Origin of the sequence: Kribbella sp. DT2, assembly GCF_049844575.1 — a bacterium.
GTDB lineage: Bacteria > Actinomycetota > Actinomycetes > Propionibacteriales > Kribbellaceae > Kribbella.
In genome coordinates, this window is record NZ_JBNCLH010000001.1 from 921,947 (window position 1) to 934,294 (window position 12,348).

General features: G+C 68.6%; 13 protein-coding genes. 4 read left to right on the top strand and 9 right to left on the bottom strand.

All coding sequences use genetic code 11. The annotated features are described in order from the left end of the window. Positions 1 to 57: 57 nt before the first annotated feature. Complete coding sequence (locus ACLQ2O_RS04425; protein ID WP_425827425.1) at positions 58 to 1,041, bottom strand: hypothetical protein; 984 nt, start codon at positions 1,039 to 1,041, stop codon at positions 58 to 60. Between the two features lie 125 nt (positions 1,042 to 1,166). Between ACLQ2O_RS04425 and ACLQ2O_RS04430 the strand changes: the two genes are divergently transcribed. Continuing rightward, on the top strand, positions 1,167 to 1,586 hold the full coding sequence (locus tag ACLQ2O_RS04430; protein ID WP_425827427.1) for an RbsD/FucU family protein: 420 nt from the start codon (positions 1,167 to 1,169) through the stop codon (positions 1,584 to 1,586). 60 nt (positions 1,587 to 1,646) lie between these two features. Here the strand turns inward: ACLQ2O_RS04430 and ACLQ2O_RS04435 are convergent, their stop codons facing one another. Next, positions 1,647 to 2,024, bottom strand: a complete 378-nt coding sequence (locus ACLQ2O_RS04435) for a DUF779 domain-containing protein (RefSeq protein ID WP_425827429.1) — start codon at positions 2,022 to 2,024, stop codon at positions 1,647 to 1,649. Positions 2,025 to 2,032: 8 nt separating this feature from the next. After that, on the bottom strand, positions 2,033 to 3,556 hold the full coding sequence (gene adh / locus ACLQ2O_RS04440; RefSeq protein WP_425827431.1) for an aldehyde dehydrogenase: 1,524 nt from the start codon (positions 3,554 to 3,556) through the stop codon (positions 2,033 to 2,035). 108 nt (positions 3,557 to 3,664) lie between these two features. On the opposite strand from adh, the gene ACLQ2O_RS04445 reads away from it, so the two are divergent. Next, the gene (locus tag ACLQ2O_RS04445; RefSeq protein ID WP_425827433.1) at positions 3,665 to 5,110 is read left to right on the top strand and encodes a GAF domain-containing protein; all 1,446 of its coding nucleotides are present in this window, start codon (positions 3,665 to 3,667) and stop codon (positions 5,108 to 5,110) included. A 118-nt stretch (positions 5,111 to 5,228) separates the two neighbouring features. Here the strand turns inward: ACLQ2O_RS04445 and ACLQ2O_RS04450 are convergent, their stop codons facing one another. Then, positions 5,229 to 6,242, bottom strand: coding sequence for a LacI family DNA-binding transcriptional regulator (locus tag ACLQ2O_RS04450; RefSeq protein ID WP_425827435.1), 1,014 nt, complete (start codon positions 6,240 to 6,242; stop codon positions 5,229 to 5,231). Positions 6,243 to 6,355: 113 nt separating this feature from the next. Between ACLQ2O_RS04450 and ACLQ2O_RS04455 the strand changes: the two genes are divergently transcribed. Continuing rightward, a complete protein-coding gene (locus ACLQ2O_RS04455; protein WP_425827437.1) occupies positions 6,356 to 7,294 on the top strand; it encodes an amidohydrolase family protein in 939 nt (312 codons plus the stop codon). A 102-nt stretch (positions 7,295 to 7,396) separates the two neighbouring features. Then, positions 7,397 to 7,960 carry a cysteine dioxygenase gene (locus ACLQ2O_RS04460; RefSeq protein ID WP_425827439.1) on the top strand — a complete coding sequence of 188 codons (564 nt, stop codon included), beginning with the start codon at positions 7,397 to 7,399 and terminating at the stop codon, positions 7,958 to 7,960. A gap of 176 nt (positions 7,961 to 8,136) precedes the next feature. On the opposite strand, the gene ACLQ2O_RS04465 is transcribed toward ACLQ2O_RS04460, so the two are convergent. The 5 genes from ACLQ2O_RS04465 to ACLQ2O_RS04485 form a co-directional block, all read right to left on the bottom strand. After that, positions 8,137 to 9,045 carry a nucleotidyl transferase AbiEii/AbiGii toxin family protein gene (locus tag ACLQ2O_RS04465; RefSeq protein ID WP_425827441.1) on the bottom strand — a complete coding sequence of 303 codons (909 nt, stop codon included), beginning with the start codon at positions 9,043 to 9,045 and terminating at the stop codon, positions 8,137 to 8,139. Beyond that, positions 9,042 to 9,743 (bottom strand): type IV toxin-antitoxin system AbiEi family antitoxin domain-containing protein, encoded by a 702-nt coding sequence (locus ACLQ2O_RS04470; RefSeq protein WP_425827443.1) that lies wholly within the window; start codon positions 9,741 to 9,743, stop codon positions 9,042 to 9,044. Before ACLQ2O_RS04470 ends, ACLQ2O_RS04465 begins: the two co-directional genes overlap by 4 nt. A gap of 100 nt (positions 9,744 to 9,843) precedes the next feature. After that, entirely contained in the window at positions 9,844 to 10,641 is a 798-nt protein-coding gene (locus tag ACLQ2O_RS04475) for a class I SAM-dependent methyltransferase (RefSeq protein ID WP_425827445.1), read from the bottom strand. A gap of 99 nt (positions 10,642 to 10,740) precedes the next feature. Continuing rightward, complete coding sequence (locus ACLQ2O_RS04480) at positions 10,741 to 11,424, bottom strand: hypothetical protein (RefSeq protein WP_425827447.1); 684 nt, start codon at positions 11,422 to 11,424, stop codon at positions 10,741 to 10,743. Then, on the bottom strand, positions 11,417 to 12,112 hold the full coding sequence (locus ACLQ2O_RS04485) for an excisionase family DNA-binding protein (protein ID WP_425827449.1): 696 nt from the start codon (positions 12,110 to 12,112) through the stop codon (positions 11,417 to 11,419). Before ACLQ2O_RS04485 ends, ACLQ2O_RS04480 begins: the two co-directional genes overlap by 8 nt. Between the last annotated feature and the right edge of the window lie 236 nt (positions 12,113 to 12,348).

Below are 12,348 nucleotides of genomic sequence, written 5' to 3' on the forward strand. Positions count from 1 at the left end.
CGGCCCGACACTAAGCCTGCTCCCGGTCCGGCGGAAGAGAATTCGGCACAAATATGTCTAGACGAGGGTTGTCCTTCGTGCCCGGAGCAAAACCGTCAGTGACACCAGGATGGTCGCACTGAGCAACGATCCGAACGCGAGCAGTGTCGAACCGCTCGGGTGCACGAGGGATTCGCCTCGCTCGGCCTGCCAGGTGACCAGCAAGATCAGACCTCCGTACGCCGCCGCGCCGGTCGCGACGAGCGCTGTCCGAGGGCCTTCGGGCCGCAGTACGGCGTACCGGCGGGCGAGCAGAATGAGGCCGAGGGCAAGCAACGGGATCAGCTGCAGGGCGTGCACGCCGAGGAAGTGGCCGATCCGCAGGTCGCCGCCCTCGGTGCTCCAGCCGGTGATCGGCATGCCGGGTCCGCCGTCCTCGACGCCGACCGAGTGCGCGCCGAAGAAGTCCTCGCTGCCGGTGGTGTCCATCGCGGTCTGCTGGGCCGGTGTCGCGCGGAACATCAGGTTGCCGAGCAGCATGCCGCCGAGCGTCGTGCCGAGTGCTAGCCGGATGCTCCAGCGCAACGCCTTGTCGCCGGGCTTGTCGAACAGCAGCTGGATCGCGACCACCAGGACGGCGGCCCAGATCAGGTAGACGGTGCCGGCCATGATGTCGTGGATCAGCTTGTCGGCGGGCGTCGACATGTTGAAGTGCAGCTGCCGGCCGCGCACCACGACCTGCCCGACGATCAGCACCATCTCGGCGGCGACTCCGGCGGCGACGACGGTGCCCATCCACCAGCCGAGCCGGCGGGCCTTGGTCTGCAGCGACAGCATCCAGGCCAGCGTGGCGCAGTACAGCGCGAAGCTGATCATGAACTTCAGCGGCTTCATCCAGATCGGGTGGCCGAGCAGGTCGCGGTCGTCGAAGAGCGCGCCGCCGATGCCGACCAGCGTCAGGACGGCGAGCGCGATCGAGACGGCGACGAGTGGGCGGTGCGGGCGATGGGGACTGCTGGGCAGGGTGGGCAGCGCCGGCGGGACGGACGTCGTGGTGGTCATGGATCGATCGTCGAGCCGTCGGCGGCGTGGGGACAGAGGCTCAGGCTCCCCTCGGGAGGTGGTTCTGGGCCTACCCTGAGTGCACCCTGATCCAGTGTTGGCCGCCGGACTCCTGGAGGACCCTGGTGCTGCGTTACCCGCTGATCCACCCGCCGCTGCTCGGAGCGCTGGCCCGCGCCGGCCACGGATCCGTCGTACTGCTTGCTGATGGCAACTACCCGTACGCGACCGCGGTCGCGCCGGGGGTCGAGACGATCTGGCTCAACCTGCGGCCGGGGCAGATCCCGGTGGACGACGTGCTGGAGACGCTGCTCGGCGTCGTACCGGTGGAGGCGGCGCGGGTGATGGCGACCGGGACCGGCGAGGAGCCGGACGTGTACGCGCGCTTCCGCGAACTGCTGCCCGGTACGCCGTTGCAGCCGCTGCAGCGCGCGGACTTCTACACCACCGCGCGCGGCCCGGAGCTGGCCGTTGCCGTCGCGACCGGTGAGCAGCGGTTGTACGCGAACATCCTGCTGACGTTGGGCGTTGTCGGCGGCAGCTGACCGCCGGGCAGGAAAGAGCGCCGGCCGCCCGGCAACGCCACCGGACGGTCGGCACTCGCTCTAGAGGAGACCCAGCTCCATGGACTCCTGATCGCTGAACAGGCGGGACCTGATCAGGAAGCGGACCCCTTCCGGGGCCTCGACCGAGAAGCCGCTGCCGCGGCCCTTGACCACGTCGACGGTCAGGTGGGTGTGCTTCCAGTACTCGAACTGGTTCGCCGACATCCAGAAGCCGATCGGCTTGTCGAGGCCGTCGACGCTCAGGTCGCCCAGGTGCACATCCGCCGCCCCCGTCTTGAACTCACCGTCCGGGTAACACATGGGTGAGCTGCCGTCGCAGCACCCGCCGGACTGGTGGAACATCAGCGGCCCGTGCATCTCGGTCAGACGGCGGAGCAGCTCCGCCGCCTCCTCCGTGTACGAAACCCTCTCGGTCATCAGGCGGCCTAGAAGAACCCGAGCTTGTCGGGCGAGTAGCTGACCAGCATGTTCTTGGTCTGCTGGTAGTGGTCGAGCATCATCTTGTGGTTCTCGCGGCCGATGCCCGAGTTCTTGTAGCCGCCGAACGCCGCGTGCGCCGGGTAGGCGTGGTAGCAGTTGGTCCAGACCCGGCCGGCCTGGATCTCCCGCCCGGCCCGGTACGCCGTGTTGATGTCGCGCGACCAGACGCCGGCCCCCAGGCCGTACAGGGTGTCGTTGGCGATCTTCATCGCGTCGGCGTAGTCGTCGAAGCGCGTCACCGAGACGACCGGGCCGAAGATCTCCTCCTGGAAGATCCGCATCTTGTTGTCGCCCTCGAAGATCGTCGGCGTGATGTAGTAGCCGCCGCTCAGGTCCCCGCCGAGGTCGGCCTTCTCGCCGCCGGTGATCACCTTCGCGCCCTCGGCCTTGCCGATGTCGATGTAGGACAGGATCTTCTCGTACTGGTCGTTGCTGGCCTGCGCGCCCATCATCGTGTCGGTGTCCAGCGGGTTGCCCTGCTTGACCGCCTCGGTGCGGGCCTTCGCGTCGCTCAGGAACGAGTCGTAGATGCCGCCCTGGATCAGCGCCCGGGACGGGCAGGTGCAGACCTCGCCCTGGTTCAGCGCGAACATCGTGAAGCCCTCGAGCGCCTTGTCGTAGAAGGCGTCCTTGCTGCTCGCGACGTCGTCGAAGAAGATGTTCGGGCTCTTGCCGCCGAGCTCGAGCGTCACCGGAATGATGTTCTCCGAGGCGTACTGCATGATCAGCCGGCCGGTCGTGGTCTCACCAGTGAACGCGACCTTGGCCACTCTGTTGCTGGAGGCAAGCGGTTTGCCGGCCTCGACGCCGAACCCGTTGACGATGTTCAGCACCCCCGGCGGCAGCAGGTCCGCGATCAGCTCCATCAGCACGTGGATGGAGGCCGGCGTCTGCTCGGCCGGCTTCAGGACGACGGCGTTGCCGGCCGCGAGCGCCGGGGCCAGCTTCCAGGTCGCCATCAGGATCGGGAAGTTCCACGGGATGATCTGCGCGACCACGCCGAGCGGCTCGTGGAAGTGGTACGCGACCGTGTCGTCGTCGACCTGCGAGATCGAGCCCTCCTGGGCCCGCAGCGCGCCGGCGAAGTACCGGAAGTGGTCGACCGCCAGCGGCAGGTCGGCGGCCAGCGTCTCCCGCACCGCCTTGCCGTTGTCCCAGCTCTCCGCGACCGCGAGCAGCTCGAGGTTGCTCTCGATCCGGTCGGCGATCTTGTTCAGGATGTTCGCCCGGTCGGCCGCGGACGTCCGGCCCCAGCCGGGCGCGGCGCCGTGCGCGGCGTCCAGCGCGGCCTCGACGTCGTCGGAGGTACCGCGGGCGATCTCGGTGAAATTCTCGCCGGTGACCGGGGTCGGGTTCTCGAAGTACTGACCCTTGGCCGGTGGGACCCATTCACCACCGATGAAGTGGTCGTAGCGGGACTTGTAGGTGACCGGGCTGCCTTCTTGCCCGGGAGCGGCATAGATCGTCATTGGTCCTCCTGCTCCGGTGCGGTGCAGCGCACGCTAGAGGGACCGACGTTGCATCAACGTTGCACGCCCGGCTCTTGAACGGCGTACCGATCCGGGCGAGGGTTGGGTGTGGACGCACCGGACCAGGCGCGGCGGCTGAGCGAGCTCTACGACGAGGTGCTCAGCGGCGGTCGCGTACCCGAAGCGCCGCGGGCGCTGGTCGCCGAATCCTGGCAGCGGTCCCTGGCCGCGCTGGTCGACCCGGAGCTGGACGCGCCGCCGGTCGTGGTCTCCGGCGAAGAGCTCGAGGAGATCCGTTCCGGGCACCCGCTGCACGCCGTCCTCCCGGTGCTGCGGCAGACGCTGACGACGATCGCGGACGAGGCGTCGCACATCATGATCGTCACCGACGCGCGCGGGCTGATCCTGTGGCGTGAGGGCGCGGCCGCCGTCCGGCGGCAGGCCGATCGGATCGCGCTTTCCGAGGGGGCGATCTGGTCCGAGGACGCGATCGGGACCAACGGGATGGGCACGGCGCTGGCCGCCGACCAACCGGTCCAGATCCATTCCGCGGAGCACCTCGTACGGCGGATTCACGCCTGGACGTGCGCGGCGGCGCCGGTGCACGACCCGGACACGGGCAAGCTGATCGGCGCGGTCGACGTCTCCGGGCCGCTGCGGACCGTGCACCCGGCCATGATGGCGCTGGTGACCGCGGCCGCCGGGTTGGCCGAGGGGCAGCTGCGGGTGCGGATGGCCGCGGCCGACGAGGTGCTCCGGGCGCGGAACATGCGGCACCTGATCGCGTTGGGCGACGCGCCGGGGGCGTTGCTGACGCCGAGCGGGCGGGTGCTGGCCGTGCAGCCGCTGGCGTGGTTGCCGGATCGGCTCGCCGTACCGGCTGGGGCGGATCGGATCGATCTCGGCGATGGGCGCGAGGGGGTGATCGAGCAGCTCGACAAGGGGTACCTGCTGCGGATCCCCGGCGCTGCTCGACGTCGTACGTCGCTGCGGCTGCGCCTGCTCGGCTCTGGGCAGCCTGTCGCCGTGGTCGGTGGGCGCGAGATCCCGCTGACGCTGCGCCGGGCCGAGGTGCTCGCGCTGCTCCTGCTACACCCTTCTGGGCTGACGGCCGAGCAGCTGATGCTGCAGCTGTACGGCGACGAGGGGAACCCGACCACGGTCCGCGCCGAGATGCACCGCCTGCGCAACCTGCTCGGCGCCGGCGTACTGGACACCAAGCCGTACCGCATCCTCGCCAACGTCACCGGCGACGTCACCGACGTCCAGACCTGCATCCGCCGCGGCGACCTGACCCAGGCCCTCGACCTGTACGCCGGCCCGCTGCTCGCCCGCTCCGACGCCCCGGCTCTCCGCGCCGAACGCGACGAGCTCGACGGCACCCTCCGGCGCGCGGTCTTCGACTCGGGCGACGCCGACCTCCTCTGGCGCTTCGCCCAGACCCCGGTAGGCGCCGAGGACCTGGAGGTCTTCGAGGTCCTGGCCCTGAGGCTGCCCGCCGACGACCACCGCCGCCCGGCCGTAGCAGCCCGAGTGGAACGGCTTGCGGAGTAAGCCTCACCGACCATCGCAGCCAACTAGTGGGCAGATGTTCCAGATATTGAGATCTGGAATTAAGTCCACTGATTTGGTCTAGTTTCGGGGTGTGGATGCAGGCGCTCGGAGGTCGTCGTCACGCCGGTGCGGGCGGGGCGGCGACCGAGCCGCGCTCGATCAGGGTCGGGACGACCGTGGTCCGGCGGACTCGGCGGTTGGTGTCGACCGCGGAGGTGACTCGCGCGACCACGTCCTGGACCAGCTCGTCGAGCGGCCAGCGGAAGGTGGACAGCGGCGGCGTGAGCAGCTGGGACATCGGCTGGTCGTCGTACCCGAGCAGGGACAGCTCGTCCGGTACGGCGATGCCGAGCTCGCGCGCCGCGGCGTACACCCCGAAGGCCATCGAGTCGGCCAGCGCGAGAATGCCGGTCGGGCGTGGCGTCCGGCGGAGCAGCTCGCAGGCGACCTCGGTGGCGCTGGGCAGGTCGTGCGGGCAGGGGACGATCGTCGCGGTGAGGTGCAGCTCGGCGGCGATCCGCTGGGTGATCTCCTCGGCCGGCCGATCCACCTCGACCCGGCGCGACGGTGTCAGCACGGCGACCTCGCGGTGCCCCGCCTCGGCCAGCCGGCGCAGCGCCGTACTGATGCCCAGCTCGTTGTCGAACAGGACCTCCGACTTCGCCTTGGCGGCCGGCAGCGCGTCGCCGATCGCGATCACCGGCGCCTGCTGGGCGATCGGCGCCCAGCCCTTGGCGGCCGGGTCGATCGGGATCACCACGATCGCGTCGGCGCGGTGGTCGACCAGGTGCTGCGCGAGCTCGAGCTGGCGGTCGGCGTCGCCGGCGGAGTCGATGATCCAGGCGTTGCGGTCCGGGGCGAGCAGCTCGCGGCCGAGCGCGGCGGCGAGGCGCTGCTGCCAGAGGTCTTCCAGGGACGCGCACAGTACGCCGACCGAGCCGCTGCGTCCGGACGCGAGCGCGCGGGCCACCGGATCGGCCTGGTAGCCGAGCCGTTCGGCCGACTCCTGCACCCGCTGGCGGGTCTCGGTCGTGCCGTGCAGACCTCGCAGCGCGTAGGAGACGGCGGCCATCGAGAGACCGGTGTCAGCCGCGATGTCCTTGAGGGTCGGCCGTCGGCCAGTACCGGACATGGAGTCGAGCCTAGGGCCTGCCGTGGACAGAAACTTGACAAGAACCGCTTTGAAGCGCTTCACTCTTCATGTCTTGAAGCGCTTCAAAGCGGCCCAGTGAGGAGGGTGAGATCGTGATCGACGTCCATCAGCATCTGTGGCCGGCGCCGTTCGTCGACCGCCTCCGAGCCCGTCGCGAGCCGCCGTACCTGGACGGCTGGACGCTGCACACCCACGGCGAACCGCCGTACGACGTCGACCCGTCGGACCACGAGATCGACAAACGGGTCGCGCTCGAGCTCGACGCCGGGACGTCGCTCGCGGCGGTCTCCCTGTCGAGCCCGCTCGGGATCGAGCAGCTCGGCGATCCGGCGCTGCTGGAGGCGTGGCACGTCGGCGCGGCCGCACTGCCTGAACCGTTCCGGGCCTGGGCGTCGGTCGATCTGTTGGCGCCTGACCTTTCGGGACTTGCCGGGTTGTTCGAAGCCGGCTTCGTGGGCGTGCAGCTGCCCGCGCACGTCCTCGGTACGCCGGCCGCCTGGGCCGCGCTGTCCGACGTACTGGCTGTTGCGGAGCAGGCCGACAAACCGGTGCTCGTGCACCCGGGCACCGCGGGGCAGGCCGGGGCAGATCAGCTGCCCGGTTGGTGGGCGCCGGTCGTCGACTACGTGAACCAGCTGCAGTCCGCCTGGTGGGCGTGGCACGCGTTCGCGGGCCGCACCTCCTTCCCGAACCTGCGTGTGTGCTTCGTCGCGGCGGCCGGGCTCGCCCCCGTCCACCACGAACGGTTGTCGGCCCGCGGTGGACGGCTCGGCACGATCGACCCGCGGCTGTTCGTCGACACGTCCAGCTACGGCCCGCAGGGCATCGACGCGGTCGCCCGGGTCCTCGGCATCGACCAGGTCGTGCACGGCACCGACCGCCCGTACGCCGGGATCACCGAGCTCCGCCAGGGCGAGGCCGCGACCACCGTGATCCGCCACGACAACCCGCACCGGCTGCTGTTCGGCACCTCGCCACCACGCGACGCCCCCGGCCGCATCGGCTTCGGGCGCGGCGCACCGTCGTACTGAATCTTCCGGCGTCCTGTACGCCGGGCAACCACTCGCTGCGGACCAGCGGCGAGCCCAACCAACTGCCGGCCCAGAGCCGGCGTCCTCCGAGAGGGGAGTGCAGTGACTGCTCAGCCCGTTTCCGACGCACCCGTCGTTCCCGCGCGCCAGGCCAGCCGGCTCGTGGAGCTGAACGGCTGTCTGTCCCTGGACAACCTCCCCGGACGTGATCTCGACCCCGACGAACTGGCCGAGCTCGCCGGCGGCCTGGCCGCCCAGCCCCACCTCTGGGAGGACAAGGTCGCCTACAGCGACGAAGAGCGCGTCTTCGCCTCCCTCCACCGCGACGCCAACGTCGACGTCTGGCTAATCTGCTGGACCCCCGTCAACGACACCGGCTGGCACGACCACGACGTCTCCTCCGGCGCCGTCGCCGTAGCCCAGGGCCGCCTGGTCGAACACAACCTCGCCCTCGGCACCGCCTCCCTCGAAACCGAGATCGAAGCCGGCGACGTCTTCGGCTTCGGCCCCGACCACATCCACCGAGTAGTAGGCCTCGACAAGGGCTCGGTCACCATCCACGCCTACAGCCCCCCGCTGTGGCGCATGGGCCAGTACTCAGCCAAGGACGGCGTCCTCCGCCGCACGTCCGTCTCGTACGCCGACGAACTCCGGCCCATCGACTGAGCAGCACAAGATCAGGCAAGGCAACAGAAGTACTAAAGAACAAAGACAAAACTGAAGAACAGAAGCAAAAGACAAGAGCAAAATTTAGTTAGGTCGACGCGTGGTTGCGGTGGCTTCTACCTCTACGTCCGCTGGAGTGGACCACCGCGACCAAGGCTGCTGTTGTGCTCATGTGGTCAGGCCTGCCAGCGTCTCGTTCGTGGGTTCCAGGTTCCGGTGGCCGTGGCTGCGAGCACCGGGTTGAGGCAGGTGGCAACCGTTTCGATGGCGCCGGGCAGGGTTCGTAGATTGGATTCCAAGGGAAGCTCGCGAGCGACTCGTGCGTAGCCTGCTTGCCATTCGGGCCCGGGAGATTCGATTGCTGGTGGGAGAGGGCAGTTGCGGCGGGCAGTCTCCGTTGTGATCGCTCGGATGGTCATGGTGGCGTCGAGTTCGGTCGTAGTGGTGATGAGGACCAGGTCGACAAGGTCGCGGTAGCGGGTTGAGGGTTGTTGGGCTGGCCCGTACTGGCCGTACATCGCGCAGAGTTTGTCGGCTACCTGGTCGGGGAGCGGATAGAGGACGAACCGCGGGAGCGGCGTCGCACCTGCTAGGTCCAAGACCGGGCGAGGGCGGATTCGGTCGGCTTTTGCAGTCAGTCGGGTTCTGGTGGAGAGATCGATGGTGAAGCGCTCGAGCGGTCTTGCTTCGATGAGGCAGGTGATTCGTAGCAGGGCGATGGTCGGCTCGTCGCTGGAGCGCGCCAGGCTGTCCACCACGAAGGTCAGATGATCGCCGGCGTCGGCGGCGATATCCGTTCGTAGTGCCGCTACGGCCTTGTCCAGGTCGAAGGCGGCTGCTGGTACGACCAGGTCAACGTCCTTGCTGGGACGGGCTCGCTGGATTCGGACCAAGAGGCCGGTGCCGCCCTTGAGTACCCATCGGCTGCCTGGTTCGGCGAAGACTCGTCCGAGGAATCTTTGAAAGACGAATTCCCGGCGGAGGTCGCCTGCTGATCGGCCGCGGCGCTTGGCTTCGGCTCTCAGGCGGTCGCCGAGTGAACGGCTGACTCTCGCAGGGTTTGGCGGAATGTCCGGCGTCCTCACGCGGTCCTTCGAGCGGGTGCTCGATGGGCGCTGGTGACGAGATCGACGGTCTGCTGGATCGCCAGAGGAAGTCCGGACTCCTTGAGCAGGCGGACCAGGAGGGCCTCTCCGTCGTGGCGGCGGGCGCCGTAGCGAGCGGCGTACGGACTGATGGTGCGAGCCAGCTCATCGACGTCGACGTGGCGGACGGTCAGGGCGTCGCGGACCGCGCCTGCCAGGTGGCCGCCGTCGGTGTGGACGGCGGCGAGGTCAGCGATGGTGCGAGGGATGGTTGCGCATGGCAACCCTTGGACGATGGTCCAGTCGGAGGGTTGGAGCGTCGCCCTGTGGAAGCGGATGTCGATGCGGCGGCTTTGACGCCGGCCGGAGACCGTGAACTCGTGGCGGTCAGCCGCCAGATCGCCGAGTTCGTACAGGGCGGCGGCTGAGCGATGGGAGACCAGCTCGGGAAGCTCGTCACGGAGGCGGTCCCCTGCGGATCGGCCGGGATCGAGAGCGAGCCACGCGGCTCGGAGGTCTTCGAGAGGGTCTGGGGGTGCGCCGGTCAACCGGTAGATGCCCTGAGCGAGGCGCTCAAGGAGCCCGGCTTGGGCGAACCGGCCAATGGCCTTTCGACTGCACCCGGCAGCCTCGGCCTGTGCTGTGGTGACGAGGCCCCACTGATCGGCGGCGAGGCCTGCGAGATCGGCGAATGGCATGGTCACCTCCCTGGAGCGACTGCAATTGTACCCCTCAGTGGGAACAAATGCAGTCGCACGAGAGGTGGAGGGACGTAGGTGAGTCGGCTGCGTGCGTGTGTCAGACACGTTGGCCTACTGCGAGGAACTGGGAGCTGGTGGGGAGTAGGTCGGGGTATCGGTCTGCGAGGCGGGAGCTGAGTAGGGCGGTTTGCAGGGGGTCTGGGGTGGTGAGGGAGGCCGGGGGTTGGTGGTGCTGGAAGTGGGCGTCGAGGGTTACGGCCAGCCAGCCGCCGGGGCCGGTGAGGGCGTGGATGGTGATGGAGTCGAGGCCGTGGCCGGAGAGTTCCTGGCGTAGTTGGGGGACTGAGTGGTAGGTCGTTTCATTGGCGGGGCTGAAGCCGGATTCGAGGATCTCCCGTACGACGGGTTCGTGGTCGGGTAGTTGGTTGGCGAGGGTTGCACCGATGAGGTTGGCGGTGCGGTTGAGGGCTACGACCGCCACGAACCCGCCGGGGCGGGTGACCCGGGTGGCCTCTCGGATTGCTGTCAGGCGGTCCTCGAGCACTGGTAGGTGGTAGAGCGGGCAGGCCAGCAGGACGCCGTCGAAGTACTCGTCCTCCCAAGGGAGCTTGCGGGCGTCGCCGAGGGTTGCGTCGATGCCCGCTTCCCGCGCGGCGACCACGTGGTGGGGCATGGGGTCGAGCAGCTCTACGGTGTAGCCGCGCTGCTGCAGCCAGCGGGCGTGTACGCCGGTCCCGCCGCCGATGTCGCCAACGACGGCCGGGGGCTCCGGCAGATATCTGCCCAGCAGGTCCTGCATACGTGCGAGCTCGAACTGTCCCCTCACAGTAGAGGTCAGTCGCAGGTCCTCGTCCCGCCCGATGTATTGCGCCTCAAGCGCGCTCTCGATCAGCATCCTTCGACCTTGCCGCCTGAGCGAGCTTCCCAGGAGGGCTGATTCTGGGGCATTTCAGGGCAGATCGACTTTGACGGCTCCCCAGGTTTCCCAAGTGAGTCAACGCCTAGGGCTGCAGAGGATGCGCCAGGTGGCCTGGGCGTCTTCTCGGTGGACGCCGAGGGGTGTCCAGGCTGGGTGGTTCGGATCTGCGAGGTGCTTGTCCAGATAGAGGATTCGGCCGTAGTCGCTGCCTTTGAAGTGGGTTCTGAAACGGATCGGGTCGGTGACGAGCGAGGCCAGGAACGCGGCGTCGGAGATGTGGCGTTCGGGGCGGAGCTTTTCGGCTTTGAAGGCGGCGGCCTTGAGGACGAGGGCCTGGCTGCCGCCGTCGATTCGGACGGTTGCCCTGGGTGCCTTGGTGATCGGCGGCCAGGACTGGTGGTCCGGAGCAAGGATGTCGATCACGGCCCCGTCCGCTGGGCGGATGAAGCGATGGAGCAACTCGGGGTCGTTCGCTTCCAATGGTGCGAACCCGAGCTTCTTGACGGTGCGGACGCATTCGCTGAGCTTTGGCCTAGACGGCGGGAGGAGGATCGCCGCCAGCATGTCGATGTCGTTGGTCGCGCGGGTCATGACTCGGCCGGCGATGAGCCCGTGCAGCATCACCATCTGTCCACCCACGAGCATCCACTTGTCGGCGGACAGCGCTTCGCCGAGGTCGACGATCGTCTCCCACAGGTGGTCCAGTGCGGGCGGTAGAGGCGGGAGGAGGCAGGCGGTTTTCGGATCGGGCTCAGGCACGACGGAAGTCGGCCAGGAGGCGCGCTGCCAACTCGGTACCCGCGTGGGTCGTCCGGGCGTCGGCCGATTCGATGAGGTCTACGGCGACGACGGCGGCCGGCATCGCCGTACGGGTTGCGAGGACTGCTCGCGCGAGGGCCGGGTCTTCGATTGTTCGGACGGTCAAGTTCGGACTGCTGCTGGTCGTGGTGATCGCGAAGCGGGTGAAGAGTTGTTCGCGCGTACGACGGTCGCAGTACAGCTCTGCGAGGTCCATGCTGAGGATGTCGGCTCCCGCAGCTAGCGCAGCACTCACTCCTGCGCCTGCGCCACCTTGGTCCTTTGTTGCTGTTTCGAGGTAGGTGGGGAGGATTCGGCAGTGTTCGACGTCCGCGCGTTGGCGTACGGCGAGGGCGAGCGCCTGCGGGGTCGTCTCGCGGAGCCGCTTGCGCAGGCGTGATTTCTCGGCGTCTCCCAGCCAGTCCGGGGTCAAGCCGGACAGCAGCCACAGGCCGCCCCAGCAGATTCGTTCGGACCAGGGGCGTCCTCGGGTGGGAGTTGACGCCTGCCTGCGCGTGACGTCGTCGCGGTCGAGGTGCCAGACGCCTCCGAAGCGGTGGCCGCGCAGGGTGCCGTCGGCGACCAGCCTGCGGACGCGCCGCTGGCCGATCCCCAGCCGGTCCGCTGCTTCGTGCGAAGTGAGTTCCACCTCGACCGCCCTACTGGCCTGGTTCATTCGACAGTGGTCGGTCTTGAGGTTAACACAATTAGCCCTTAAGCGGTCCGTTTGTGTTAAGTCTGACGAAGGCGCCCGATGCGCAGCTGGGATCGACATTCATCGAGCTTGTCGCCCGGGAGTGGAGGCTCGGGAGGCGGATCGTGGGGCGTTCTGGGGCAGATTGCGCAGCTGACCCGACCCCCACCACAGCCCACCTGCAGTGAGAG

Coding starts and splice junctions, on each gene's coding strand:
- ACLQ2O_RS04425 (WP_425827425.1), bottom strand. CDS start 1,041: ATGACCACCACGACGTCCGTCCCGCCGGCGCTGCCCACCCTGCCCAGC.
- ACLQ2O_RS04435 (WP_425827429.1), bottom strand. CDS start 2,024: ATGACCGAGAGGGTTTCGTACACGGAGGAGGCGGCGGAGCTGCTCCGC.
- adh (WP_425827431.1), bottom strand. CDS start 3,556: ATGACGATCTATGCCGCTCCCGGGCAAGAAGGCAGCCCGGTCACCTAC.
- ACLQ2O_RS04450 (WP_425827435.1), bottom strand. CDS start 6,242: ATGTCCGGTACTGGCCGACGGCCGACCCTCAAGGACATCGCGGCTGAC.
- ACLQ2O_RS04470 (WP_425827443.1), bottom strand. CDS start 9,743: ATGCCATTCGCCGATCTCGCAGGCCTCGCCGCCGATCAGTGGGGCCTC.
- ACLQ2O_RS04475 (WP_425827445.1), bottom strand. CDS start 10,641: ATGCTGATCGAGAGCGCGCTTGAGGCGCAATACATCGGGCGGGACGAG.